This is a genomic window from Shewanella sp. YLB-07, from assembly GCF_009377275.1.
The window spans coordinates 358,646-383,953 of record NZ_VOQB01000006.1 but is presented as its reverse complement, the minus strand read 5'-3'; the positions used below and the strand labels follow the sequence as shown (position 1 = coordinate 383,953).

Genomic DNA, 25,308 nt, shown 5'->3' with positions numbered 1-25,308 from the left:
GACGTTTTATGATCCGTATAGAATTGAGTGCGCTCATTACTAAATTAAATCCTATCAACAAATTAGCCATGGAAGAGGCGGCTTCTTTCTGTATCAGCAGAAGAAATGAAGAGATAACCTTAGCGCATCTCTTGTACAGTCTGTTGGAAAATCCTCTGTCAGATGTGAGGGTGATACTTAAGCAAGTCGACTGTAACCTAGACGAGCTCAAGTCGATACTCGGGGAGGCCTTGCCAAGGGGCGAGAGCTTAGATACCTATCCGTCATTCTCACCTCTGTTGGTGGAGTTACTCCAGGATGCCTGGTTACTGTCAACTACGGAGCTGGGACAGACTCAGCTGAGATCCGGCGCCATTTTTATCGCAGCCCTGATGCAGTCGAGTCGTTATCTGCCGTTTGAGCTGACACATTTTTTCGCCGATATCAATCGTGAAGGCCTGCGTAAAGAGTTCAATGCCTTGACCGCAAGCTCTGCGGAGTCAGAGAGCAAATCGGAGAAATCAGCCTCTCAGCCTGTGGCTACGGCTAATTCAGCACTGGATAAGTTTACCAGCAGTTTCACTCAGCAGGCTCGTGATGAGGAGCTGGATCCGGTTTTATGCCGAGATGATGAGATCAACCTGATGATCGACATCCTGTGTCGGCGTCGTAAGAACAATCCCATCGTGGTGGGAGATGCCGGTGTGGGTAAGAGCGCTGTGGTAGAAGGACTAGCGCTGCGAATCGTCGCTGGTAAGGTGCCGGATTCACTTAAGGGTGTCGAGCTCCTATCTTTGGATCTTGGCCTGCTGCAGGCGGGAGCATCGGTCAAAGGCGAGTTCGAGAAGCGCCTCAAGGGCGTGATAGAAGAAGTTAAGCTATCGGCGACGCCCATCATACTCTTCATCGATGAGGCGCATACCCTGATTGGCGCTGGGAATCAGGAGGGGGGCGGCGACGCGGCTAACCTGCTTAAGCCCGCATTGGCCCGCGGCGAGCTGCGCACCATAGGCGCCACGACCTGGAAAGAATATAAGAAGTACTTCGAGAAAGACCCAGCCCTGACCCGACGTTTTCAACTGGTAAAGTTAGATGAGCCGACACCGGAGCAGGCCGTGACCATCATGCGCGGCCTGCACGGCGTATATGAATCGGCCCATAAGGTGCTGATACAAGATTGTGCCCTGAAAGCCGCGGCGCATCTGTCTAATCGTTACATTTCGGGTCGTCAACTGCCGGACAAGGCCATCGATGTGCTGGACACCGCATGTGCCCGCATCGCTATTAATCTTAGCTCCCCGCCTCGTCGTTTGGCTCAATTAGAGGGAAAGATACATCAGACTGAGGTCGAGGTGGCGCTGTTGACCCGTCAGCTCAATCTGGGTCAGGCCGTGGATGAGGAGTATCTGACTAAGCTTGCTGAAGATATCGCCACTGCCCGTGAAGAATACCAGCAGCTCGAGGCATCCTGGCATCAGCAAAAGGAGATAGTCGAGAAGATCATCAGCTTGAGGCAAGCCATACTCGAAGATGAGCAAGCGGGTGATTCAACACTGCGCAGCGAACTTCAGGCCACAGAGTCTGTGCTCGATGAGATGAGTAAAGAGCATAAACTCATTATCCCGCAGGTGGATGAGCAGCAGATAGCCGCCGTGATTGCCGATTGGACCGGGGTACCCGTAGCGCAGATGAATAGTGATGAGCTGCATAAAATCACTCATCTGCCCGAACTTCTGAGTGCATCGGTCAAGGGGCAGGAGATTGCCATTTCGCGCTTACACAAGAACATGCTGACGGCGCGAGCCGATCTGCGTAAGGCGGGGAGACCCAAAGGCGCATTCTTGCTTGTAGGCCCAAGTGGTGTGGGTAAAACCGAAACCGTGATTCAGATAGCCGAGCAGTTATATGGCGGCAAGCAATTTTTGACCACCATCAATATGTCTGAGTATCAGGAGAAGCACACGGTATCTCGCCTCATAGGCTCGCCTCCGGGTTACGTAGGTTTCGGCGAGGGGGGGATCCTGACTGAGTCTATCAGGAAGATGCCTTACTCTATTGTGTTGCTCGATGAAGTGGAGAAGGCCCATCCCGATGTGCTCAATCTTTTCTATCAGGCATTCGACAAGGGCGAATTGGCTGACGGCGAGGGCCGTCTGATCGATTGCCAAAATATTCTCTTCTTCATGACCTCTAATCTTGGCTATCAGACCATAGTCGAGCATGCTGATGAGCCGGACGTCCTGGAAGATAAGCTTTATCCTGAGTTGGCCGACTTCTTTAAGCCAGCCCTGCTGGCACGCATGGAGATAGTGCCTTATCTGCCATTGGGTGAAGCGGTACTGAGACAGATAGTCGAGTCTAAACTCGCGTCTTTGACTGAGCGACTTGAGCTCAGATACAAGGCGCGGGTGGAATGCGACCCAGCGCTTATCGATGAGATCATCAATCGTACCGGCCGCACAGAAAATGGTGCCCGTATGCTCGAAGCCATCATAGATGGGCAGATGTTACCTCCCATCGCCCTGGCGCTACTCAATAAGCTCGCCAATAAGCAGGCCGTGAATGAGATCCGCTTGGCTTGTCATCAAGGTGAGTTTGTTGGAGAGGTCAGTTAGTGACCAGTAAGCAGTGGCTAGAGCAGACTTCAAGTCTGCTCGAATGCACCCGGGAGCATGAGTTAACGGCTCAGTTTATGCGGACGCTACAGCAGCAGCTGTGCCTGAGCGATTGTGTGTTACTCGTGCCTTCTGTGGATGGTCGACGCTTGATTTTGTCGCAATTTCGGGCCGATAAACGGCTCAAGGTGGATACGGAGGCCGACTGGGATGTGACCGATTTTAGTCATCCTTTCGCCCATGTGTTACAGACAGGCAAGCCAATGGTACTGGATTATTTTAGTCTGGCCTACTGGCGCGAAGAGGTTAAGTTTGTCCAGCTGGTGTCAGGGCTTCCCCAAGAGATAAACCTGTTGATGTTTCCCCTGATCCAGGACCAGCATGTGTCTGGCCTGCTGATTTTCGCGGTTTCGGTAGTCGAGACTAAGGAGATGCTGCAGGATCAGCAATGGCAACATTACTGCGGCGTATTTATGCGCCATTGGCAGCTGCTCAATACCGTGGCGAGTCAGTCGGGGCAAGCTAGTTTTCTTGCCGACTCATTGTCTCAAGCCAAGGATGAGATCCGTCATCAGAAGAGCCTAAAGGCCCTGTCACAGATCCTGGTGGGCGAGGCGGACAAGATGTATAAGCTGCGGGGCGAGATCTTACGCGTCTCGGGCACAGATCTGTCCGTGATGGTGCAGGGAGCAACCGGAACCGGCAAGGAGTTAGTAGCCAAAGCCATTCACGAGCATTCTCAGCGTCACGATGAACAATTTGTTGCCATCAACTGCGCTGCCATTCCGGAAAATTTGCTTGAATCTGAGCTGTTCGGATATGAGAAGGGCGCTTTTTCCGGTGCCCATGCTAAAAAGAAGGGACTGATAGCCCAGGCGAATAAGGGCACCTTGTTTCTCGATGAGATCGGCGATATGCCGCTTAACCTGCAATCTAAGTTGCTACGGGTACTCGAGTCGGGTCACTTTCGCGCGCTGGGCGCATCGAAGGAAGAACACTCTAACTTTCGCTTAGTGGCGGCGACCCATGTGAACCTTAAACAGAGAGTCGATAACGGCGATTTTCGCCGGGATCTCTATTATCGTCTGTGTCAGTTTCCCATTCATGTTCCAGCGTTAAGCGAACGTCTCGATGATCTGTCTTTGTTGGTGAATCACTTTATCAATGGCTTTAATCGTCACCACAGGCGCGAGATCACAGGGGTACGCTATGAGACGTTGCTGAAACTTAAGCGTCACAGTTATCCTGGCAATGTGCGCGAATTACGTAACATTATCGAGTACGCCTGCGCCCTGACGAGTCACCATGGTGAGTTGGAGGTGTCTGCATTACCCGAGTTTGAATCCGCTGAGTTAATCGACATCAGATGTGTCTCATCTGTTGAGGGGGACTTTGGCGATATCGAAGACCTTAGGCTAGCAGTAGCAGAATTTGAACGTCAGGTGATCCGCGACAGACTGGATAAATTTAAGGGCGACAGGGCCAAAGCCGCCATGAGTCTGGGCATGCCCAAACGGACCTTCTCGCATAAATGCTTAAAGTTGGAGATAAACGAATAATGTCACAGGTGAAGGGATGGGTCCTGACAGGGGTACTCTTGTTACCGGCTATGTGTCACGCAGAGCCACAGCTGCTCAATGATGCTCAGGTTTGCGTCAAGATCACCAGTAAACTCGAACGCTTATATTGCTTCGATCAGGTTTTTGCAACGCCTCTGATGGCACAGCAAACAGGCCTTCAGGCATCGACACATGCGGTGGAGTGGTTACGTGCCACTAAGAACGAAGAGCAGAGGCAAGCCGGTTCAAGTTTCTTTCTGGGCCGTGAAGAGGATAGCGACAATGTCTGGTTAACCGCTTCCGCCATCGGCGCAGTGCCCCCTAGGCCCATATTGATGTTGAGTTGTATCGACGGAATAAGTCGGGTGGAGTTGGTGTTATCGCACTATTTCGAGACGGGCTCGATGCTGGTAGCAGTCAATAGGGCTGCCAGTAAGGGTCAACGTTGGCAGAGTGATAATTCTGGTTATATTTTCAGAACCGGACGTGGCCTACCTGCCATCAAGGTGATGAGGACCATGTTGGCAGATAAGTCCTTGGTATTGCACTCAGATACCGAAGAGATCGATGGTTTGCTGTTCGATACCACAGAGCTTAAACAGGCGATCATGCCCCTACGAAAAGTTTGTCGCTGGTAAATAATATGTCACAACAATATCTTAAAAAAATAGTCGAGCCCATCAGTGCTGCCAATCCTGTGGGTGATCGCCTGCACGATGATGCATTATTCGATTTTGTCGAAACTCAGCTGATGAAGGTGGGTTCCCTGTCTCACAGCGAAGTGCAGTGGGGGGAGGTCGAGTCCGGGGTGATGACCTTACTTGAGACCCGTAGTAAAGATCTCAAGTTGATCACTTACCTGATGCAGTGCCTGCAACATCAGGCCAGTATCGACAGATTCAGCCTGTCATTGACGAGTCTCAATGAATTTATGAAGTGTTATTGGGAAACCTGTTTCCCAGCACCGGGTCCCAGAGGCGTGTTGCCCAGACGCAAGTACTTTGCGCAAATCGTGCAGCGCACGGCTAAAGCCGGTGAAAATCTGGATAGCCAATTTAGCGATCCCGAGAGTAAAGAGCAACTGCTGATCTGGTTGAGTGAATTAATGGACACGGCCGAGAAGCTGGAGCTGCCAATCGATGTACTCGACGGGCTCAAGGTGCGTCTGACTCGCCAATTTGAACAGGGTGAATCTAAGGCGGTGGTCAATGCCGTGAGTCAAACCGCTTCGACAACTTCAGTGGCTCAAGTCATGGCGCCTAAGTTGGAAATAGATTCCAGCAACGACAAGGCGACCAAACAGACCTTACTCAAGGTGGCTGATTTTATCAGTGAATTTGAAACCGGAACTGGGCTCAGCCTCAAGATTCGCCGGTTTGCCACTTGGTTTTCCGTGGCGAGTGCCCCCGAGAATGCCAATGCCGACGGGGAAACCAGTTTGATGCCGATTGCCGCCGACAGGGTCAGTGAATACCTGAGCCAATTAGAGAGAGGTGCAGATCTGGCTTTGCTGAGAAGGGTGGAGTTAAGCCTTACTCTGAGTCCGTTCTGGCTTGACGGTCATCATTTGAGTGCCCGCATCGCGGTGGCTCTGGGTCAGACGCCGTGGGCCAAGGCCATTCATGAAGATACCGCGGCATTTGTCGACCGGTTACCTAAGTTATTGAACATGTCGTTCAAGGGCGGCTTGCCTTTCGCCAGTAAGGACACTAAAGCCTGGCTTGAGCAAGGTTATGGCCGAACAGCGGCCAATGGCGGCGGGCAGGGGTGGGAGCTGCAAGGTAATGAGGTGATGGAATTAGCCGAGTCCGGCGGTTTGTCGGTGGCTTTTGCCAGCCTCAATGACCATCTGCAGCGGGCATCTGAGCCAAGAGACAATTTTTATCTGCGCCTGTTGGCGGCAGATCTTAAGAGCGGTCATCAACTGTCTGCTATGGCCGATATCGATTATCGGATCTTATATGAGCAGGCCAATAGCACGGCTCTGGCAGACTGGGAGCCTGGTTTAATGGCTCGCCTCAAACAAAAAGCAAATTTGGATTAAGTACAGGGAATTAAGTATATGTGGTCGAAGCTGAAATCATTTTTTATCAAGCTATTACCAGAGTTTAAATCGGCATTACCCATTTTATTGGTGGCCATTTTTGTGTTGATCAATGTAGGGATCTGGTGGGCTGGTCCTTGGTTGGAGATAGAATCCGAGCATGTGCTCGCCAGTGTCGGTTCCCGAGTGGTGGCCAGCACTATCTTCTCGCTGTCGTGTTTCGCTCTGTGGGGCTGGTTTCAATGGCGTAAGTTGAACCAATATAACGCAGATAATGAGAAGGTTCAGCAGCTTAAAGATGATCCCATCAAGGGTATGGTCGAGCGCCAGCAAGTCGAGCTTAATGATGTGATGTCAGGGCTCAAAGAGAGTCTAAACACCCGTAACTACCTCTACGCCTTACCTTGGTATTTGGTGCTTGGGGTCGAGAATGCCGGTAAAACCAGCATGATAAACCGCTCGGGGCAGAAATTTGTGTTCTCCTCTGTGATGCGGGCCTCGGGCAAGAAGTCTGAAAATCCCTACTCCTTCGATTGGTGGATCAGTGACAATGCCGTGCTTATCGACCCTGACGGCGAGTTGCTGACGCAGAAGAAGGTAGAAGGCAGTAACGAAGGCGAGATGACAAGGCGTCTGTGGACCCATTTTGTCGAGTGGCTCGAGAGTACCCGCAGCCGCAGACCCCTCAATGGTGTGGTGTTAGCGCTGGATATGGCTAACGTTATCAGCTCGGCAACATCTGAACGTAAGGCTTATGCTCAGCTGATTCGAGCCCGTCTGCGTGAGTTGATGGAGACCCTGTCTACACGTCTGCCTGTGTATATCACCTTGACTAAATTAGATTTATTACTTGGTTTCGAGCCCTTCTTTCGCCATTACACTCAGGCCCAGAGAGATGAGATCATGGGGTTTACCTTCTCACTCAATTCGGTCAACGATCTGGACAGTTGGCTCAAGGAGTTCGATGAAGACTATTCCGGCTTTATCGCGCGCATCAATGCCCATCTTCCCCGGGCGCTGTTGCAGTGCCGTGATAAGGAAGAGCGCGCGGCCATCTATAGTTTTACCCGTCAGATAGCGGGTTCTCATCAGGTGCTACAAGAGTTCTTCAGCGATGCATTGGCCAGCGATCAATTTTCTACCTCGGCCCTGGTTCGTGGTGTCTATTTCACCTCGGTTTATCAACAAGGCGTGCCAACCAATGCCTATGTCGACAGTGCTTCACGTCGATATGGCCTGAGAGAGTCAATCAACAGTGCCCAGAAGAGTGAGAACTCGACGACTTATTTCATCCAGTCACTGTTTAAACAGATCATCTATCCTGAGGCCGGTCTAGCATCGGATAACTTCAAGGTGGCGAAACAAAAACGTCGTCTGATGACCCTCTCTTTCGTGGCATGCACAATCGCCTCGGTGCTCCTCGTCGGCACCTGGCACAGATATTACCTGCTTAACGGTGAGCAGGCGGACGCGGTATTGAACAAGGTGACCGAATTTAATGAACTCAATGAGCTCTCGAGCTTCGATCTACTGGGTAAGAGCATCATACCTCCCTTAAATACCATACGTGCAGCGACCTTAGAGTTCGGCTTCTTTCGTGATAAGCCAAGATTGATCTCAGATTTCGGTCTTTATCAGGGCCATACCATAGGGCCTAAAGTAGAGGAAACCTACCTGAGGCTGTTGTCATACCGTTACCTGCCGGCATTGCTGAAACAAGTGGCCATCGACATGTCCGATGCCCCCGAGAACAGCAATGAAAAGCTGGCGATACTCAGGGTGTTTCGCATGATGGTGGACAAGAGCGGTCGTCAGGATGAATTTGTTAAGGCGTATTTTTCTAAGGTGTGGCAGAAGTCCTATGAAGGGGATCGCATCTTACAGACTCAGTTGATGGAACATCTGGATTATGCTTTGTTGCATACGGATCTGCAGGCCATGAGGCTAGCCGGCGTCATAGAGGCGGAAGATACCCTGAAATCATACGATAAGCTGATCGCTAAGACTCAGGCCGAGTTGAGCACCTTACCCATAGAACAAAGGGTTTACAGGCAGCTCAGGCAATCGGCCTCGGCGGAATTAGGCGGCGCATTGGATCTTAAACTGGCCACGGGACCGGCCTATGAGCTGGTGTTTGAAGAACGTAAAGAGATCAAAAATCATGGTGATGGGATGAAGATCCCCCGTTTGCTCAGTAAGCAAGGGTTCGAGCGCTACTTTATGCCTAAGTCTGATTCGGTGGCAGATCTGGCGTTGATAGACAGCTGGGTGCTGGGCCAGTCCGATACCACGGATTTCAGTGATGCAGATAAGATAGCCCTGAGAAACAAGATCATCAATCAATATACCTTAGACTACAAGTCATCCTGGCGCAGGGCGCTCAATGATTTCGAGTTGAAGGATTTTCGGGATATCAATCATGGAGTCATGGTGATTGATAACTTTGCCATCAGCAATCGTCCCATTAATCGCCTGCTGGATACTTTGACCACTAACACTGAGCTATTCCCCTCTATGCCGGACGATGCCAGTGCTCGCAGTGTCATCATGGAATCTCCCCGTTATCAGATAGCGGCGAAGATAGACAGTGACTTTACCGCCTTGAACCATCTACTCAAGAGTGAGGGAAAGCAGCCCGCTTACCTTGACGAGGTAATGGGGTCTATTGAGCGATTGCACGCTTATCTTAAATCGATTCAGGATGCTCCCGATGTGGGTAAGGCTGCGCTCAAGGCGGCTCAGGAACGCCTGACCCTCAACGATGCCGATCCCATCTATGCTTTAGAGCGTATTGCCACCAGTTTGCCTAAACCTGTAGATGCCATGGTGAGCAAGCTGGCCAGTGAGAGCTGGAAAGTCGTGCTCCAAAGTGCAATCAAGCATTTAGAGGTTCGCTGGTATAACGAAGTGTTCCAGGATTTTGAGCAGAATCTGGCTTCACGTTATCCATTTAACCCTCAATCGAAAAAGCAGGTCTCCATCGATGACTTCGAACGCTTCTTCGGCCCTAAGGGCACATTGAACAACTTCTATAACGACCAGATGAAGATGTTTCTCGAAGAGAACTTCGATGCGCTAAATCAATTCAGCGAAGGTGATTCGACTCTGGTGCGCAAAGAGGTGTTGCAGTCTCTGGAGCAGGCTAAGCGTATCCAGCAGGCCTTCTTCAATCCCAAGGGTAACCTGGATGTGGAGTTTTCTCTGGAGACACTACAGATGAGCCCCAACAAACGCCGCAGTGTGATGAATATAGACGGTCAATTTGTCGAGTACACCCATGGTCCACATCGTGGAGTGGCGCTGGTATGGCCCAATACGTTACGGGACTCGGCGGTGAGCAAGCTGACTCTGGTGCCGAGTAAGACAGATGCTTCGCCTCGATCCCTGGTATTTGAAGGGCCCTGGGCCTTCTTCCGTCTGCTGGACAGTGCCAGAATGTCTGGCAGTAGCTCTACCAGTATCGATTATAAGTTTGTGGTCGATAAGGGCGATGTGACCTATCGATTGCGTACCCGGGATAATGTGAATCCATTTACTTCTAAGTTACTCAGTAGCTTCGAGATCCCTAAAACTTTGTATTAATTCTTGTATTAACCCTTGTATTAAATGACGGCGGGGGGAAACCCCTGCTTTTCCTGTTTATAGAGGCGAGAAGAGCTCTTGCCTGGTGGTACCTTAATGCAAAACAATGTGTGTAGAGTCAATCGTTTCAAACTGGCCTCAAATCCTAAGTCTCTCAGAGAGCAGCCTCTGTATCAGGAGATGAGAGCCGAGATCAATCGGCGTAACAATCCGCTCAGTGGGGGAACCGACTGGGACAAGGTGTGTCGTTTGGCACAGGAATTAGCCAACACCTCGGGTGCAGATCTGCTGACCTCAGCCTATTACATTAGCGCCGCGAGTAAGACCCAAGGGGTGAGCGGCCTCGCATCGGGACTGGAACTGATGTTATCCATCGTCTCTTATTCCAGTGAAATAGAGGCCATGGCGGCGGAGAAAATTGCCGAAATAATCAACTGGGCGGTGACGAAAGTGACCCCAGAGCTTAAGAAAATGGCGGCGACGCCGGCCAATGTGCGTGACTGGTATCGTTGTGAATATGCCTGCCAACAGTTATTCGAGTTACTGAAGCAGAAGCAGCCTCAGCAGGTGCCCAATCTGGATGTGCTGGGTTACGTGATTTTTGAGAAATTAGATCATATTGAGGCACTGCAACGTAGATCCATCGCTAAAGTGACGCACATCGGAGTTGATAAGACAAAAACAGCCAAAAAATCCACACCTTGGATGGTGGCGCTCTCAGGTTTATCGATTTTGACATTTGGCTGTGCAGGTGTTTACGCCGGCGTCTCTTATCAGGATGAAATTCGTCAGCAATTACCCAGCTGGTTTACTCCCATCGTCGAAGTACAGGCACCGCCAACGGTGGCTCAGCTGATCGATGAGTTATTTAATCTGCCACGGCAAGACACTTCTCTGTCTATCTATCCCGAGCAGGTGAATTATTTAATAGAGCTAGATAAGAATTTTAGGCGATTTTCGGCGGCGAGAACCAAGATGGCCAACTTAAGCCAACTCACCAGACGAGTCCCGGTGAACATCAGGCAGGTGCAAGGGGCCGCTAAAGATGTGGCTAATTATGCCAGCAGCTTGTCGCCCATATTGGCGCGGACCTATTTTATCGATGATCTGTTAAAGGATGAGGCTTATGTTCGCGCCAGTGGTGAATTGTCGCAGCTCGATACTCAGTTAAAGGCCTTATTGATCAAACGCACCTTACTGGCCCTGCAGTGGGGGAAATTAACCGCCGTCGAGTCTGAAGCCAAACTCGCTAATGAAGCTGTGGCTAGTGGAAAGGAAAATGCTAAGGCAAGTGGCAAGAGTAGCGGGAATAACGCCACACTATTACCAAAGGATGCAAATGTATCCTTAAAGGTCATAGCAAGCGAGACCAAGGCAGAGAAACAGCATTAAGCCTAAGCCTAAGCATAAATAGAATAGCTGGGCCACTTTTTGCTCGCTGGGCAAGATCTTGCTCAGCATCGAGCAAGAACTTGCCCAGAAAATACAGGTAAAAACACTAAATAATGTAAAAACAACCACTTACACACTTGGCACGATACTGGCTATATGGCAGTAGGTTTAATAACAAACCCCTAGGTTTAAAGAGCCAACAGGCTCAACGAACCAAAGTAAAATCATTACTAATTTTAAAAGGAATTATCCATGCCAACACCATGTTATATCTCAATCAAAGGACAGACCCAGGGACACATTACTGCAGGTGCTTTCACCGCCGATTCTGTCGGTGACATTTTTGTCGAAGGTCATGAAGATGAGATGCTGGTTCAGGAATTTGATCACATAGTCACAGTGCCTACAGATCCACAGTCGGGTCAACCTTCAGGACAGCGTATTCATAAGCCATTTAAGTTTACTGTGGCACTGAACAAGGCCGTTCCCTTGATGTATAACTCACTCGCATCGGGTGAGAAGATCACTGAAGTTGAACTAAAGTGGTACCGCACTTCTATCGAAGGTAAGCAAGAGCATTACTTCAGCACTAAGCTCGAAGGCGCAACCATCATAGATATTAAGTGCCACATGCCTCATTGCCAAGATCCAAGCAAGGCTGACTTCACTCAGCTAGTTACTGTGTCTATGGCATACCGTAAGATCGATTGGGATCATACGACTGCAGGTACTTCAGGTTCAGATGATTGGCGTAAGCCGATCGAAGCTTAATAGCCCATTAAGTTAACTCATCAGTTGTCCCTATGTTTCGACGCAGTACTGGCTTGAATCCGTCATTTAAGCCAGTCGTTCGGATCATAGGTACGGCCAATGAGAATAAGCAGGTGCTTACATAAGCACCTGATTTTCTTTTAGCGCGTTTATTTATATTTTCACTATTTATTGTAGTGAAGGAGATAAGTTTTAGGGAAATACACCTGCCCAAGGCCGGGTTTGTTTCCCTAACATTTATTGCAATCGGCAATTTCAATCGACATAGAGTCAGGCATGAACCTACTCGATGTCACTGGATACAACACCAATAGATAAGGATATTGTCATGGCGCTTTCTGGCCCAGGTTTACGTTTCCACTTCAGTGCCCAAGGCTTGGACGAGGATAGCCTAGATGTGGTCGATTTCAACTTCATCGAGCATCTGTCGACGCCATTCGAGGTTAAGTTGACGCTATTAAGCCGATTAGACGATCTCACTGCCGAGTCTATCGTCGACCAAACAGGCTTACTCACCTGGACCTTAGATGAGTCGGTTCAGCGTCAGGTGCACGGCATTGTGAGCCAATTTAGCAAGGGCGATACCGGCCATCATCACACTCAATATCAGCTGACCTTAGTGCCGGCACTTTCCAGACTCAAGCTCAGGCAGAACAGTCGGATTTTTCAGCAGAAAACCGTTCTGGATATTATCGCCACCTTGCTCGGTGAGATGGGGCTAAAAGATTATGCCTTCAGTTGTGATCCCAGATTCGAGTCTGAAATACGTGAATATTGCGTGCAATATCGTGAGACAGATTTCGAGTTTATCAGTCGTCTGGCGGCTGAAGTCGGTCTGTTTTACTTTTTCGAACACACTGCAGACACGCACACGCTGATTTTCTGTGACAGCACCAGTAAATTGGCGAGCTTGGGTGCGCCTTTTCCTTACAATGCCATTAGTGGCGGAGTGATCGATGTTCCCTATGTGAACGCGTTCAGCTTTCAACATCAGATAAAGCCTGCCAGCGTCACCCTCAAAGATAACAGCTTTAAGAAGCCCCAATACAGCTTCCTGCAGACCAGCACAGGCAAAGAGTTAGATTGCCAACGTTTGGATTACGAGCACTTCGACTATCCGGGCCGTTACAAGGATGATGCCGCGGGGATCCCGATCACTCAGGTGCGTCAGGAATACCTGCGCCGTGATGCACAAGTGGCCACAGGCAAGAGCAACATCATGCAGGGCATCAGTGGTTTTAAATTCGACTTGATGGAGCACGGCGATAGCAGCCTTAATCGTGACTGGATCATTACCGGGGTTAAACATACCGGCGAGCAGGGAGCCGCAGCGGAAGAAGCCAACACTCAAAAGCCTACCCGATATCATAATGAGTTTACAGCCATTCCAGCCAGCTTACCCTGGCAAGCAAGGCCGAACCCTAAACCTCTGGTTACCGGCCCGCAGATGGCTATCGTGGTGGGGCCTGAAAATGAAGAGATCTTCTGTGATGAATTTGGCCGGGTTAAGGTGCAGTTTCCCTGGGACAGATATGGTAATGGTGACGCTAGTGTTAATAAGGGGTCCAGTTGCTGGGTGCGTGTCAGTCAGGCCTGGGCCGGGGGGCAATATGGCATGATGGCCATTCCACGGATTGGTCACGAAGTTATCGTGAATTTTCTTGAAGGCGACCCGGATCAACCTATCATCACAGGGCGTGCTTTTAACGTTATCAGCCAAGTGCCTTATCCGTTACCGGCGAACAAGACACGCACAGGTATCAAGACTCAGACCCATAAGGGCGAGGGCAGTAATGAGCTAAGATTTGAAGATGAATGTGACAAGGAAGAGATATACATTCACGCCCAGAAAGACATGAACACCTTAGTTGAAAATGATCAAGCAACACAGATTAAACATGATCAACATCTTGATGTGGATAACGAACGCTTCACCCGTATTAAGGCCAATGATCACCTGACCGTAGAAGGCGAGAGTCGCCACAATATCAAAGGCGACATGAGTTTAACCGTGGAAGGTTCGATACAGATGAAAACCGGCAGTGCCTGGATAAATGAAGCGGGCACCGAAGTGCACATCAAGGCCGGACAGAAAGTGGTAATCGAAACCAGCACGGAAATCACCCTCAAGGCCGGTGGCAGCTTCGTCAAAATTGACTCCGCTGGCGTACATCTGGTTGGCTCAGCCATCAACCTTAACTCAGGCGGCGGCGCAGGCTCAGGCAGTGGTTTTTCGGGCCAAAATGCCATATTACCCTTAGGCGTAGAAGCGGCTACTGTTGCTGAAAGTGAAAAGATGGAGTTAGCTGAGGCGACGGAGGTCGCTGGTGTGGCAGAGGCTAGTGTAGCTGTGACGCCTGCACTCAAACATAAAATAATTTCCGATCAGCAAGAAGATGCTCCCTTGACAGAGGTATGTCAAAAACAAACTGATGGTTCATGCCCTTTAACCGACTGTCCTTGTGGGAATAACGGTTAATGGAATTACATCATACTCTTCAGCTTCAAGACAAACTCGATGATGAAGAGTTAGCACATTACCTGATTGCTGATTATCACCCTGATACTGCTCACGATTTGTATGCTTATGGAGCCAGTCCGGATATTGCCCCCTTATACATAGGTACCGACTTAGCTGAGCTATTAGAATACAGCCCCTATGTGATCAGAGTTAAATCAGATGATACTCTATTGAATATATTTCACACTAAAGCTGTTTCGGGTGGCTCTTGGTCTGGTATTCTTATTTCAGCTCTGGCTGAAATTGCTTTTGATGATTTAATCACACATCTTCGACAACGATTAATTATGCAGTTTTCCGGGAATAAAAAGGGCATTCTGCACTTCCAAAATCCGGCCGTTGCTCACTACTTCTTCGGGGAGTCAGATAAACGAGATACGGCGCTTTGGATGGGGCCTATTACACATATCTCTTGGTATGCTTTTCCATATTCCGCAATCCAAGGTGTATGGTGTTCAGTCAGTAATTCATTGCCTATAAAAGCCGCAGAACTATTAAGCGATACTTCAAATTCATCTTGGATTATTACGCCATCGCAGCAAATGGCTCTTGAGATACAATATGATGATAAAACCTTGAGTCGCTTTTTTGAATCTATTTCTATTTCAGTCACTGATAACGTCGAGTGGTGTAATTATCGGCAATACCTTAATCAAGCCGAGAGTCTGGGGTTAATCGATAATACCTGTATTTATCGTTACTTAACCTTATGTCGTCAATATGGAAAGCCTGCTGAATCTCTGCTGAAATCATCATACCTGTTCAGTTTAACTGGTTCAGAAAAATTACAGTATTTAGAAAATACACTTAGAAAGGACTCTTTGTATGTCAGTTGATAAACTTAGCCCTGGGCCGGCATGTGACCCCAAGAAATTATTTATTGAAGTAACCGGACTCGATCATGGCACAGAGCATAGCATTCAATTCTATGATGATAAGGATGCTGTTCAGCAGGAGTTTCTGGAGAACAAGTTAGAAGTAGAATCACTTGAAGATACTTGTATAAACAGTTGGGACTGGAATGAGCAAAAAACGCCGATTAATGCTTGGCTATCTATTACAGCTGATTCCGGAGTGATCAAATTACCCTTATTTACCGATATTCAAGCCAAAAAGCGCGTAGACGGCGAACAAGACTACCTGTTACATGCGGTGATGCCTCTGACCTTGCTACCGACCTATGACACATCACTGACCGCTAAAGAGCGATTAGCACCAGTGAGGAATGGTTATATTTATGTGTTTTATAATAATAAAGCTTGGCGCGAAATTGAAATACGAACTCAAGATGATGGTAGTGTCAATTTAAAAGATATCGATTTATATCAATATCGCCAAGGGCGGGATAAGCCGTTTCTTGATGAGAAGCGCATCGCAGTAGGGCAACCACTCAAAGAAATTTGGTTACCGGCAAAGGACAACAAAAACGGAGCCAGAATTCATCTAGCCTACTCTGAAGTGCAATGGAGCAGTGCACGTCTTAATGCACTTGAAAAGGACTCAGGCAAACTGACGACACGACTCGTCGCGTTTAACAGCATTAACATCGATGGTGCTAAAGGCTTGCTCCATGCGGCAACATTACCTGAAATGAGAGCGCGTGCTCCGGAAGTTGAACTCAGTGTCGCTTATCCTATTGCACTTAATCGCGATCTTTCTGGAAAGTATGCATCGGCTCTGTATCAAGATATAGAATTGGAGCAAGAGCAACTGCAAAAGGGAGGGGATTCGGCGTTACAGGTTTTTAAAGATAATAACGAGCTGCGTTTTGAATATGGTGCCAGGGAACATGCCCTACGTTCACTCATTCAAGGTCGTAACGACCCATTTGTTCAGCTAACATCTACTCCTGATTATCTTGATGATGCGAAAGCCAGAAAACTGCGCGTGCTTCCCTTAACCGATATGATTTTTATCCTTAAGCATCATGGGTCGTTAACATTATTAGCCAGTGGTTATTTACAACAAGTTCAATTAAGTGCTAGTAAAAATAAACACTTTCATAGTGCCGAACTCGTGCAGCGTTTGGTGCTTCCCAAGAAAATTGGTGAAACAGAAAATCAGTTACACGAGCATAAGGATGATGTAAATACCAATTTAGGCGGAGTCTTCCACCGTACTATACGTACCATAGAGCGGCAGTTATTTCGCACTGACTTTAACCTGTTGCAACAGGCATTAGCTAGCGTTCTCGATGATCCTAGTTTTGCCATTGCACTATTAGATTTAACCTCATTGTCTGGCGGCAATGGCGGGGCCGGACATGCTGTTGTGAGTAACGCCTTGTCAGCACTCTCCCTAGATGCAGATAAACTTGATACCCTGTTACCAGTGGATGAAAGGCAAAATCACACATCTATTAATACGTTAGTGAATATTCATGACGCTAAGGCGCACCATCCTTTACATCCTTTATTATTTGTACCAGAAAATGAGGTGACATTAGATGGCCCGTATGTGCAGCCTGAGGCGGGCAACGATGGCTCAGGGCTGGCGACAGCGGCGAATATTGCGCGCTGGTCGAGTGATAACTTGCTCGTTGACGAGTCGCAATTAGAGTCTATCGATTTAAATACTATCTTTGCCTCGGCTGATAACAGTGAAGGCTCATTTGGTAATTATCGACGCATCTCAAGTGTGGTGGACGGTATATTGAAAGGTTTTTTCACATCCTTGTTTACTATTCAGTCTGCGATAAACAGCGGTGCGGTAAATATTGAATTTACTGCACTTTATGTTAACAGTCTAAGTACCTTAAAGGCCATTAACGCTAAATTCCTTGCCACGATGACTTTTGTACCTGTTACTGGAGTATCACTGAAAGGGTATGTTGTGGGCGTCATGGGGGCAGGCCTCACCTATGGTGTACCTGAAGGTAACAGTACCTATAAGTATGGTAAGCGGGCCGCGCCAGTAGCCTATGGCAGTCTTTATGATGACGCTGGAAATTTAATCGCCTCAACCAATAAAAAAGATTTCCCTAAGAATGCTAAATTAGAGAAGGTTAAAGCGCGTGTGGTAATGATGGCTGAGGGCAGCGATCTGGCTATGAGCAAGGCTGAGGCCCAAAGGGCGTTAAACAATACCGGTGATGCTAGTAAGAATTTAAGTAATATTTATGAAAAGTTGCGCGTGCCCTATATTATTTCGGTGATCGAAGTCATTAACTTAGTGACTACTATTAACGGATTAAAAGCTGAAAGTAATTATTTGAAGAGAGGGGTTAACATTGCTAGTGCTGTTTCAGATTTAAGTATCGCCTTAGTCCATGCAGCTAACATGATGAGCCATAATGCCTCGGTCTTGGCCAAGGCCAGCCAGGTTAATAGCTTTATATTCTCTCCTGAGACAGTGGCTAGATTTACCACACCAAAGAAGGCATTTAGACTCGTCGAGTCGGTAAGCCGTTTAAATGTGGTAGGTTTTTTGGCCGGTATGTTAACGACTGCAATTGCCATTTGGGATACATGTCGTCTGTACAGCGCCCAAGATAAAGATGCAGCCATGGGCATGGGCATGATAGCGCTCGGCACTGGTATGAGTAGCTTAGCTAGTACCTTCATTACTGCCTCGACTACATTCTTGGGCATTGGCCCCATTGCCTGGCTAGGGATAGCCATCGCCATTGGCGGCGGGCTATTGTATTATTATTTTAAAGACAGCCCAATTGAAACTTGGCTTAAAAACGGTCCCTTCGGTGAGTCACCGGCCACCTCTGGCGATTATGCTATTCTGCAACAGCCACAGCAGGCCTTGTCGCAATTTATCAATTTAATCATGTCGGTATCGATTACGGTGTACCCTTTGGAGAAGGTTAAAATAGGCCCAGATACCCGCGCAGTGCTTGCAGATAAAGGCGTCACCCACGGCATTATGCTGCGTAGCAACTTGTTGCAGCTACTCAATGCCGATAAAGTGAAGGTTCGATTTTTTGCACGCCAAGCCATAGCCAAAACAATTAAGCAGGTGCGCCGTTACGGAAATAGCCATTCTGTCGAAATTATCAATGCCGACACCATAAACAGCACGGTTATTGATAGCGTCACTAGCGCAGAAGGCCGAGTGTATTTTGTCGTTTTCGATAAAAAACTTCCAAAAGATGGCGTGGACAATAGTTGGTTGAAGATAACTCGACCTGATGTCTATACTCACCAGCCTCACTTTATGGTGCGGGCGCAAATAGAGGTAGACGGTCAGGCGTTTCCGGCCTTACCCATTAACGAGCTCAATGTCCTTGCAGATCCCCAAGCTGCCCCCGCATTTAATGAACAAGATATGTATTGGGCCGATGAGTTAAATTACCCTTTACCCCGTCCGCAGTGATCACATAGCTTAGGAATGTAAGGCTATAGCAGACAAGTGAAAGGGTATAAGCAAGAGCACAAAAGAGAGAAAAATATCAATGAAACAGCAACCAACAAACTCAGTGAACGACAGTAAGGCTTATACGAGTTCAGCATATAACAGCCAAGATATAGCTCCACAAGCCCAGCCAAGCCCCAAGGGTTTATTACAAAGCCTGCTAACTAAAGGTCAATCGTTTAGCTTTAGGCGACCGACAAGCACTATTTCAACCAGCGCTGTGATGGGGCAAAACCCAATCCATTGGAAAAAAATGGCAGAGTATATTTCTAAGACACAAGAGCAGGCTGGCTGGGATGAACAGAGGCTGGAACAAGAGGCCTTGAGTCGCTGGACTCAGATATATATGTTCTTATCTGCGGTAGGTAAGATCAGTTGTCAGTTTTTTTTGCCGCTATTTATCGTAGTATTTTTAACTATGCCTTTTTATGATGAAAGAAGCAGTTTTATTGAAGCTTTTGAGGCTTTAGGCTTGGTTTTGCTCTATGGTTTTTTTCCCTTAAGTCTGCTCTGGGGTCAGGCTGAACTTGTTAATCGAGGTTATTTTACTCCTTGGTTCTTAAAGGCCCAGAAACAATTTAGTCTGAATCGCCAAACGGGCATGGTGACCTTGTATAAAAGTAATGGTAAGCCACGCTTTAGCCACCCCTTTATTGAGTTCGACTGCATTTTGGTCTCGGCCCCCAGTCACCAAGGGTTGATTAATTATGCTCTGTATTTGGTACACCGGTATAATGGTTATTCCCAAGGCATTCCACTACACGGTTTAATGCCTAATAACCAGCTGGTGGTTGAATATCAGGCTTTATGGAATATGATCCAGCGCTATATGGATATCAGTCAACCCATGCCAGATGTATTAATTCTAGAGGCGGCCCGTGAGCGCGACATTACCACGGCCAAGTTTGACTTAGCGGGTAAACGAGGTCATCCCAGCCATTACTGGCGTGAGATGAGTGATGAAGAGTTCACGAAAACGCTTGAAGCCATAAGAGGTAAGCAACAAAAGTCACCTAAGCAAGGCCCAGTACTCGATATCTTTAAAAAGAGTAAGGCGGCCTAGTGCCATCTCATTGGTTAAATATTATATGTGTAGATAAGGGCTGTGATTAGATGAGTAATAAAGATGCCGCTCAACTGGCTAGCGCCTTCAGATGAGCATCACTTGTGGCATTTTATTAGGGAAGTCTTGCTCAAGGCACTCAGTCTGGTGCGTTAAATGTCGGCAGCCGTGACGCGTTTAACAACGACTCAAACAAAGAGCCTCGCAAAGAGATCAGTACACGTATTATTACCGTGGGAGGTAAAGCTTAATGACCAGTGAAGAAGATATTGCAGCATTAGATCAACAAGTTTACCAAGCGCCAGTGCTGTTTGAGTGGGAATATATTGGTGGGGAAAGCAAAGATTGGATCCGGTTATTGACAGCAATTGTTAGTCCCGGGATAGGTACCGGTCTGTTGCTTTTATTATTCGTATTAGATGATTCTGATTCTATAGGAGTATACGCATTCTTAACTACCATGATGCTTATGGGTTTTCTTATGACCCGTTACTTATTTCTCCCCGACAGTCATTATCACTACAAACTCACCAAACTAGGTATTCACTATACCAAAGAAGATTTAATCCCCGAGATAGCCTACACCCTCGTCAGGGGATTTGCCTGGGTCGGTATAGCTGTCTGCTTAATCGCACTCTTTGTTATTGGACCGCTGGCATTCGTGGGGGCGGGGGCATTCGCTCTGATGGCATTCGGGATGACTAATTTTAAATCAAAAATAGACCAGCACAGAATCTTATTTGCTGACGCTAATATATTATTCAATCTCAAAAATGACGTATTGTTAGATATTATTCCTAAGAAGAAGATGAAATTAGCTTTTTCAGGAACCATTTATGCGACCTCTTTAGAGAAAAAAGAATCAATCATAGCCGAACTGATACAGCAACTCGGTGAGGTTGAAGTGGTGGACATCAAGCGCCTCAATGAGCAATACAAGCATCCGGTATATACCTCTGCTCAGAGTGAGCAATAGTGGATCTCAGTAATCGGCCGCCAACGGCGGGTGAGCAACGTGATATTTCTCTGGGTCAGGCGCTATTTTTCTCGCCGCTGCCAACAGCCCAAGGGGATGGTTTGGATATCAATGGCAGTTTTTTAGAGGTTAATGATGTGTATCTGGATACTGGCACCAGTAATAGTGTCAAATAATTAAGACACCCATAGTTGTTAGCTTGATATGTCTGATGACGTACACAAGACGATTAAACATATTCAGAAGGAGTTGAGAGATGGGCAATGCAGTGAAGTTAGGCGATATGGGATTAGATCATGAAGGGTTTCCACCCACGGCAGTGATTGCTGCCTCCTCGACGGTCAAGGTCGATGGCGTTCCCTTGGCGAGAAAGGGAGATGCATTAGCACCTCACGATAAACCCAATAATCCACCCCATCCTCGTGCTATTTCGGCAGGTTCAGGGACGGTATCAGCCGATGGCATGCCCGCAGCCCGTAGTGGCGATGCCGTCGATTGTGGGGGCTCATTAGTCGGTGGTGGCACAGTCAATATTGGTTAAAGGCAAAGATTATTTTAAGTGGCTGAAAAGCTCGATGGCACTCTTGCGAGTGCTTTTTATTTATGGATGTTTTTGTGATAGCTTTTATAATGGCACTCTTATAATAGAGGCCTGCCTAGGCAAGATTGAACCTTTATTCGAGAGAGTCTTATGGTGATAAACCGTTTCCCATATCATTAAATCAACGGATAGTGACGGTTTGTCATTCACATATTAAATGGATGTTTTTATGCTAAATAAGTTAGTGAAAGAGGGAGAATTACGTTTAGGTGAAGGTAGGATCAGTGGCTATATCGCGTGTTTACTCTCCTTTTTATCATTGCTAGGTGTGCTGGCATTTCATTTCCCCGAATATTTAACCACACCTGAGCTGAGACAAAATTACAGTGTGAGCTTATTAAGGCAGATTATGTTCTTTGCTTTAGTGATATCCGGGAGCCTGGGCTTACTCAATTTTGTTCGTAACAAAAATAAACGCTTAGGCATGCTTGCCTGGTTGTTTGTGATCGTTGCAATAGCACTCGGTGGCCACAAAGTGGAAGTGGGGGATTTTGATGATAACACCCCTTATTTAGGCTTAGATTGGTTTATCCTGGATCTTCTGGGCTCGACTCTTATCTTTATCTTCATCGAAAAACTCTTACCCCATAAGTCTCAACAAGTCATTCTCAGGCCTGAATGGCAGGGGGATCTGAATCATTTCTTCGTTAATCATCTGGCGGTCGGCTTTGTACTCTTAGTGGCTAACCGTTTTGTACATGAAGCCTTTGGTTGGGCTATTTCGACCGATATACAAGGTTTTATATCCAGTCTTCCATTTGTACTACAGCTTTTTTCCATTATCCTGGTCGCCGATTTGGTTCAATATATGGCGCACAGGGCTTACCATGAAGTGCCTTTTTTATGGCGTTTTCATGCAGTGCACCACAGCGCTAAACATATGGATTGGTTAGCAGGTTCAAGACAGCATATTTTAGAATTGATAATCACCCGGTGTCTGGTGTTAACGCCGATATTTGTATTGGGTTTTCCCGAAGAGGTGATTGGGCTTTACGTTATCATTGTCGGCCTACAGGCTGTGTTTAATCATGCTAACGTTCAAATTAATCTAGGTTGGTTAAGGTACATCATAGTCTTACCTCAGTTTCATCACTGGCATCACTCCTCGGATAGTGCAGCAATTGACAGAAATTATGCGGCACATTTTTCGTTTATCGATTACCTATTGGGAACCGCCGTGTGTGATCAAAAAGAGTGGCCGGATGAATATGGGGTAGTAGGCGACTATATCCCTGAAGGCATGTTGAAACAGCAAGCGTTTCCATTTAAAAAAAGTCGATAAACAAGGAATATGAATATGATACAAGGATCATCGATTAAAGCAGGTATTAGCCTGATAACTCTGTTACTGCTGACGGCCTGCCAAAGTGAAGTTTATGAACTTCAAGGCTGTGATGACAGCAAGTTGCAGGCGGCCCCTCCGACGCTGGAGGCTATTAATCAGATAAAGCTGGCTATGAGTGAACATCATGGCACGCTTGAATCCCTTGATGAAATGGATAAACAGGCATGGAAGCATGCAGCCGCATTACTGAATCGTACGTTTTTCTGTGAGGCGGGTTATAGCTTAAGCCGAACGTACGAGGCTTTTTATGATGACAAATGGGAAGATGAACCTAAATATGCTCCCTTGCGCCAGTTTGATGGACTTTTCATATTAGGCGCCTATCTTATCCAAGATGATATGGATAAGGCCTTGGAACTGGGCATTATTAATCAAGCGACATACAGTGAAATTAAGCTTTGGCAGGATGCTGAATTTACTGAAATAACCTCAGATTAATAAAGGCTTGATTGGACTAAGTTGCAGTGAACATATTGGAAAGGCAGCAAAGCCTGATGAATGCATTTGATTTGAATGTACGAACGGCTAGTAGCGAAGGGCGCTTTACCCAAGCAGAGCATATCGAGATGGCCACAGGTTATGTGCTTGAGCGGCGCACCGACTTTACCCTCTCGGGCCGACTCCCTCTGCTGCATAAACGCTTCTATCATTCAGGCAGTATGATGAGTCCAGGTTTACTTGGCACCCGTTGGCGCTGTTTGTGGGACATGAGCTTGCTACTTGATGGTGAGTCGGTGACTTTTACCGATGAGCAATATAATCAAGGCGTGTACGACTTGCCTGTAGCGGGACACAAAAGCCGGGTTTCCCATCTGCCACAATGGCGATTATTGCGCCGTGGTGATGATCTGTTGATGAGGCATGTCGATGGTCTTAGTTATCGCTTTGGTCACGCCTTTGGCGATAGGCTGCTTCTTTCTCGTATTAGTGATGGCAAAGGCAATGAGCTAACTTTCACCTATCATGGCGCAGTCCTGAGTCATATTAGTTTGGCCGATGGCCGACAGATTCGGGTGGATACTGATCTGGGCTGCATCAAGCAGTTGACCTTACTTACTCCACAAGCATTACCTATCCAAACCTTGGCTCGATACGAGTATAATCCGCTTGGTTATATGACGTCTTGCCGCGCCGATCCCGGTGCTAATTTTGATTATCGTTATAGCAGAAATGGTTTTCTATTGCGCAGTTCTGACTTGAGTCTCACCTGGCTTGAGTTTGATTATGATGTAAAAGGGCGTGCCCTTGCCATACGTGGTGCAGAGGAGCGTTTCAATGCTCAACTTAGGTACGATGACGAGCAAGGTGTGGTGTATTACAAGAGTGCGCGCTACGGGATCAGGCATTATTACACAGATGAGCAAAACAATATTACCCGCATAGTCTTCTCCAATGGTGATGAAACGATCAATGAGTGGTGGGACAATTGCCTTATCGCTCAAATCAATGCCCGGGGAGAGCCTTGTCAATTTACCTATAATGACTTTGGCCAAGTGACTGCAATGAGTATCCAGGGAGACAAAACCTGGGAGTATAGCTACGATGACTCGGGGCGATTGACGCAATACACCAATTCAAAAGGTGAAATATGGTCATACCGATATGATAATAAAGGAAACCTTGTCAGCGTATCCGATCCTTTTCTTATGCAGTGGTTCTATCAATACACCAGTTTGGGCCAATTAGCTTGGATTATCTCACCAGACGCTAGCCAAACGGGCTATCGCTACAACAGATTAGGTCAATTAGTGACTATTTTATTGGCTGATGGTGGAACTGTTGTTTTTCATTATGACGGACTCGGCCGCTTAGTTACACGATGTCAGACTTTGGCCGATGGAAGTAAAGAGGGGACTCAATTCTGGCAGTATAAGTTCGGTATGCCTTATCCCTGCGCTTGGGTTGATGAAGAGGGTCAACAAACTAATTTTGCTTATGATTGTGATGGGCACTTAATCGGTGTGACGAACTCCCAAGGGCTCAAGCATGATTATGAGTATGGTGCATTCGATACCTTGATAAGTCATGTCACTCCACAAGGGCGAAGCTGTTATCAGTATAACCATGATTGTCAGCTCATCAGCGTGAGTGAAGCTAAACAAATTTCAGATTCATCTTTGTATTTTCATTCTTATCAAGGTCAAGCTGTTCAGGCGGTGGCGACTCAGCCTGTCATGTCTCAACAAAGCAGGGTTGTGTTCACTTATGATGCAGCTGGCAGACTCGAGAGTAAAACCTTAGCCGATGGCACCAGTGTGCATTTCTATTATGATGCTATCGGTCGTTTAGTGCAGCAACAAAGCCGTACTAAAGAGGGGAGAGTCGATGCCAATATCCCCCTCGAGTGTAATGACGTCGTACATCAGCTCAAGGTCCTTAGTCCGGACGTAGCGTTAACCTTTGAATATGAAAAACTTGCCCAAAACTCATGGCGCCCCAAACAAAACAGCTAAAGACTATCAAGACACCCAAAGTTTAAAAGAGCAAATCTATGAACT

General features: G+C 47.4%; 17 protein-coding genes. All 17 read left to right on the top strand.

Annotated features, from left to right (window positions below; translation table 11 throughout):
* The first annotated feature begins 8 nt into the window (after positions 1–8).
* The 17 genes from tssH (at position 9) to FS373_RS15725 (ending at position 25,263) form a co-directional block, all read left to right on the top strand.
* Positions 9–2,594, top strand: a complete 2,586-nt coding sequence (gene tssH / locus FS373_RS15800; protein ID WP_152829835.1) for a type VI secretion system ATPase TssH — start codon at positions 9–11, stop codon at positions 2,592–2,594.
* Positions 2,594–4,153: a sigma-54 interaction domain-containing protein gene (locus FS373_RS15795; RefSeq protein WP_144046633.1), complete on the top strand. Its 1,560-nt coding sequence runs from the start codon at positions 2,594–2,596 to the stop codon at positions 4,151–4,153. The genes tssH and FS373_RS15795 overlap by 1 nt, the downstream gene beginning before the upstream one ends.
* On the top strand, positions 4,153–4,791 hold the full coding sequence (gene vasI, locus FS373_RS15790) for a type VI secretion system-associated protein VasI (RefSeq protein ID WP_185976830.1): 639 nt from the start codon (positions 4,153–4,155) through the stop codon (positions 4,789–4,791). The genes FS373_RS15795 and vasI overlap by 1 nt, the downstream gene beginning before the upstream one ends.
* Before the next feature lie 5 nt (positions 4,792–4,796).
* Positions 4,797–6,197 carry a type VI secretion system protein TssA gene (gene tssA / locus FS373_RS15785; RefSeq protein WP_144046631.1) on the top strand — a complete coding sequence of 467 codons (1,401 nt, stop codon included), beginning with the start codon at positions 4,797–4,799 and terminating at the stop codon, positions 6,195–6,197.
* An 18-nt stretch (positions 6,198–6,215) separates the two neighbouring features.
* The gene (tssM, locus tag FS373_RS15780; protein ID WP_144046630.1) at positions 6,216–9,779 is read left to right on the top strand and encodes a type VI secretion system membrane subunit TssM; all 3,564 of its coding nucleotides are present in this window, start codon (positions 6,216–6,218) and stop codon (positions 9,777–9,779) included.
* Positions 9,780–9,875: 96 nt separating this feature from the next.
* Positions 9,876–11,171 (top strand): type VI secretion system ImpA family N-terminal domain-containing protein, encoded by a 1,296-nt coding sequence (locus FS373_RS15775; protein ID WP_152829834.1) that lies wholly within the window; start codon positions 9,876–9,878, stop codon positions 11,169–11,171.
* A 252-nt stretch (positions 11,172–11,423) separates the two neighbouring features.
* Positions 11,424–11,942: an Hcp family type VI secretion system effector gene (locus FS373_RS15770; protein ID WP_144046628.1), complete on the top strand. Its 519-nt coding sequence runs from the start codon at positions 11,424–11,426 to the stop codon at positions 11,940–11,942.
* Between the two features lie 289 nt (positions 11,943–12,231).
* A complete protein-coding gene (locus FS373_RS15765) occupies positions 12,232–14,421 on the top strand; it encodes a type VI secretion system Vgr family protein (RefSeq protein WP_227992825.1) in 2,190 nt (729 codons plus the stop codon).
* Positions 14,421–15,299: a DUF4123 domain-containing protein gene (locus FS373_RS15760; protein ID WP_144046627.1), complete on the top strand. Its 879-nt coding sequence runs from the start codon at positions 14,421–14,423 to the stop codon at positions 15,297–15,299. Before FS373_RS15765 ends, FS373_RS15760 begins: the two co-directional genes overlap by 1 nt.
* Positions 15,289–18,786, top strand: coding sequence for a toxin VasX (locus FS373_RS15755; RefSeq protein WP_152829833.1), 3,498 nt, complete (start codon positions 15,289–15,291; stop codon positions 18,784–18,786). The genes FS373_RS15760 and FS373_RS15755 overlap by 11 nt, the downstream gene beginning before the upstream one ends.
* Before the next feature lie 79 nt (positions 18,787–18,865).
* Positions 18,866–19,888: a hypothetical protein gene (locus FS373_RS15750; protein ID WP_194165863.1), complete on the top strand. Its 1,023-nt coding sequence runs from the start codon at positions 18,866–18,868 to the stop codon at positions 19,886–19,888.
* 250 nt (positions 19,889–20,138) lie between these two features.
* A complete protein-coding gene (locus FS373_RS15745) occupies positions 20,139–20,864 on the top strand; it encodes a hypothetical protein (protein WP_152829832.1) in 726 nt (241 codons plus the stop codon).
* Entirely contained in the window at positions 20,864–21,040 is a 177-nt protein-coding gene (locus FS373_RS31530) for a hypothetical protein (protein ID WP_194165862.1), read from the top strand. The genes FS373_RS15745 and FS373_RS31530 overlap by 1 nt, the downstream gene beginning before the upstream one ends.
* Positions 21,041–21,120: 80 nt before the next feature.
* Positions 21,121–21,405: a type VI secretion system PAAR protein gene (locus FS373_RS15740; RefSeq protein ID WP_152829831.1), complete on the top strand. Its 285-nt coding sequence runs from the start codon at positions 21,121–21,123 to the stop codon at positions 21,403–21,405.
* Between the two features lie 229 nt (positions 21,406–21,634).
* Positions 21,635–22,747, top strand: a complete 1,113-nt coding sequence (locus tag FS373_RS15735; RefSeq protein WP_152829830.1) for a sterol desaturase family protein — start codon at positions 21,635–21,637, stop codon at positions 22,745–22,747.
* Positions 22,748–22,762: 15 nt separating this feature from the next.
* Entirely contained in the window at positions 22,763–23,248 is a 486-nt protein-coding gene (locus tag FS373_RS15730; protein WP_144046623.1) for a hypothetical protein, read from the top strand.
* A gap of 26 nt (positions 23,249–23,274) precedes the next feature.
* The gene (locus FS373_RS15725; protein ID WP_152829829.1) at positions 23,275–25,263 is read left to right on the top strand and encodes a DUF6531 domain-containing protein; all 1,989 of its coding nucleotides are present in this window, start codon (positions 23,275–23,277) and stop codon (positions 25,261–25,263) included.
* Positions 25,264–25,308 lie beyond the last annotated feature (45 nt).